This is a genomic window from Rhodoferax sp. P1_F3 (genome assembly GCF_056405715.1).
This window is the reverse complement of sequence record NZ_JBFUBO010000032.1, coordinates 1-3,037: the sequence shown is the minus strand read 5'-3', so window position 1 is coordinate 3,037 and position 3,037 is coordinate 1. Positions and strand designations below refer to the sequence as shown.

Below are 3,037 nucleotides of genomic sequence, written 5' to 3'. Positions count from 1 at the left end.
GGTGCCAGAGAGTACGGTGTCGGCACCAAAGAGTTCACGGCCGGAATCAATCAGGCCATTGCCGTCAATATCCAGCGCCAGCCAGCCGTCATCCCCTGCGACCCAGCCGGTGCCGGTCTTGATGCCGTCGGCGTTGTGGTCGAAGAGGACGGGAGTTCCAGTTACTCCTATGGTTTCGATTCCATCGCCGTCCAGGTCGATGGCCAGGGGGTCGCGGCGGATGGGGGCTCGGGTGGCGGCAGCGGTGCGGTAGGAGGTGTTGACCGCAGCATTCATATCCGGCCAAGTCAATGGGAATATGTCTTTCAACAAATCATCAATCCGCTGAATTTCAGGCGGAGAAAGATCGACAAACTTTCTAGTGTCTTCTATATTGTTTGTCGGCCAAAGGCTGCCTTCAAATCGGGTGGTATTCAGGTCGGCCTTCTCTAACGCTTTCCACGTGAAATCGATACAACTATTAGTAAGTCCATTGTATTGCGTGCTAAATCCATTTTCAGTGGGAGAGTCACCAAAACTCTGCATCGCGTTATATTGCGTTTGAGTGATTTCGATAGTGCGTGAGTAATCTCGGCTTTGATAATTCAGACTGTCGTTATAGTAAACATCTCCGGGTGCAAATGGATTGCCATGATGATCTATATCTGGTGCAAAGCCGTAACTCGCTCTATTGCCATTTCCATCGTTGAGTTCGTACCACATGTGCCCGACACTAGACGTTCCTGGTTGGCCATTACCTGCGTCATTGAGTCCGGTACCCCTTCCAGCAATATTGATTGTTACGGTTAGCATGTACTTTCCTTATTTTCCGTGATGTGCTCTGGCGAATAAAATCTTGGCATGCAAAGGCGCCAGATCTCGTGCACCGTATAAATATTCAATATGGATGGCGTATATGCCTGTGGGTAGTGCTTTAGTTACCAATTCGGCATACCTTCCCATATAAGTTGCTCGAGTTTTTGGTTGGCTTATTAATTCATCCAGAAAAATTGCTTTACTAGATTTTTCAACAATTTGAACCCGAAATTTTGCGGGAACACCAGGCTCCACCCATTCTCCTGACTCTGTTGTTCTTGCTCCGCCAAGAATTTCAGAAAGATGTCTTGCATCTTCAGGAGATTCATCTTTATCAAGAAAATGAGACCACTTATTTGGTAGCACTAAATAAAATCGCACACCAATTGAGTACGTAAGTTGCTCAATAACGTTTACATCAAACGAGTACGTTTCCCCAACTTTTTGAGGATAAAAAGGAATGTCAACAGGGGGCTTATCTAAACCATTAGCCTTGGCAATTGAACCGAATCCTGAGATAACTATCAATCCAAAAAAAAATGTGAATTGGAAACTTAGAATTTTCCTCAACATAATATTTTCTTACCTTTTCATTTTTGTTGAATATTCTTACTTAAACTTCCGTGCACAGAAGGTTTTTCACATCAAAATATTATTAAGATGGAGATGGCACGACAACGTGACTTAATCCCAATGATTAGCGATATAGACTACGTGACGTTCTTGGCGATCATAGTTGTGGTTGCCGTTCTGGCAATAGGACATATGTCCCGCCCATCTCAGCGCAAAAGAGCTAGCAACTGAGTTCGCTTGCTAACTCCAAGTTGTGCGTAGATCTCTGTCAATTGATTGCGGACCGTTTTTTCGGAAATGCCAAGCTTGCGAGCCACACTTTTGTCGTCCTGGCCCTCTGCAATGAGGCGAACAATGTCTTTTTTGCGAAGGGTCAGCCTATCCACTATTTTGGTGATAGTGGTCATTTGCAGGGCCATGTGCGTTAGGTATAGATCATTTAATACCGGGGCCAAGAGATGCAGTGCCTCTATATGCCAATCTGACAACGGCATGGCAACACCAGTAAAACTGAAATATGTTCCAGCGTTTGAACGGCAATTCAATACCCCATGCGCGGCTACATTCTTCAGATCGAAAGCAAGAATTTCTGCCACTTCAAATTCTGATGCAAAGGGTGGTGGTGCTGCTGGATCTATTGTGAAGGGCAGACGATTGGCAAACCACCATGCCATTGACCCCCTATGTTCCAATTCAAATGTAGTTGCCAATTGCTGTAAATAATCAGCCTCATGCCCGGAGGCAAGCCAATGAGTCGTTTTAATTTGTCCGGCGACAAGTTCACCATGCGCCATAAACAATCGCTTAAATGGAAAAAAATCTCGCACTCGATTTTCTATCCATGGCAAAAACTCATGCACTTCTTTGGGCTGAGTTGTTATAACTTTTAGCCAAAGCTGCAAGTCACTATTGGTCAAGTGCAACATTAACGACCTTCAATTCACATACTTCTAAATCGTTCCATCCTGATCTCCGTCACCTTATTACCCACAGCAGCCCCAGCACAACAAGATTTGAAATCAAGTATACGATGCACACCACAAGCGTTCATAAGCCTTTTATGCCTGTAGCCCGCATAGACATTGCGCAAGCAGCTATCAACTTTATAGTGAATCCTTGGTAGCAAATCCCGCACCCAACCACTGCCGTGCATATCCGGCAAGCCCTGCGCCTGCGTGCTCAGCACAACCGTGTCGGTGAAATCCCTGTAAAACGGGTTGGAGCCCAGTTGCAGGTTGGCCGCCGTGGTGTCTGCGGCCACGCCCACGGTTTCTGCCAGGGTGGTGGTGCCGTTGGTGCGGGTGACGGTGGCGGTGCCGCTGACCACGTTGCCATTACCCAAGTTCTGCGTGGTGGTGCTGGCGTTCAGGTTGATACTGGCGATGCTCTTTTGCGCCAGGGTGAACAGTTCGTTGCCTTGGCTCACGCCGTCTTGGTTAGCGTCTTGCCAGATGCGTACTTGGCTAAAGGCTGTGTCTGCGGCGTTGAAAATGTTGTCGCCATTGCTGTCCAGAGCTTTAAGGGCTTCAAAGCCGGTGGTGGCGTACGCGGCATCCACACCTGGGGTGCCAGAGAGTACGGTGTCGGCACCAAAGAGTTCACGGCCGGAATCAATCAGGCCATTGCCGTCAATATCCAGCGCCAGCCAGCCGTCATCCCCTGCGACCCA

General features: G+C 47.8%; 2 protein-coding genes and 2 pseudogenes. All 4 read right to left on the bottom strand.

Features of this window, described 5'->3' with window-relative positions:
• Positions 1 to 702 (bottom strand): annotated as a pseudogene (locus AC1DZ5_RS21475) (hypothetical protein); the annotation flags it as partial.
• A 99-nt stretch (positions 703 to 801) separates the two neighbouring features.
• The gene (locus AC1DZ5_RS21470) at positions 802 to 1,368 is read right to left on the bottom strand and encodes a hypothetical protein (RefSeq protein WP_477892834.1); all 567 of its coding nucleotides are present in this window, start codon (positions 1,366 to 1,368) and stop codon (positions 802 to 804) included.
• A 206-nt stretch (positions 1,369 to 1,574) separates the two neighbouring features.
• Complete coding sequence (locus AC1DZ5_RS21465) at positions 1,575 to 2,294, bottom strand: helix-turn-helix transcriptional regulator (RefSeq protein WP_477892832.1); 720 nt, start codon at positions 2,292 to 2,294, stop codon at positions 1,575 to 1,577.
• Between the two features lie 14 nt (positions 2,295 to 2,308).
• A pseudogene (locus AC1DZ5_RS21460) lies at positions 2,309 to 3,037 on the bottom strand (hypothetical protein); the annotation flags it as partial.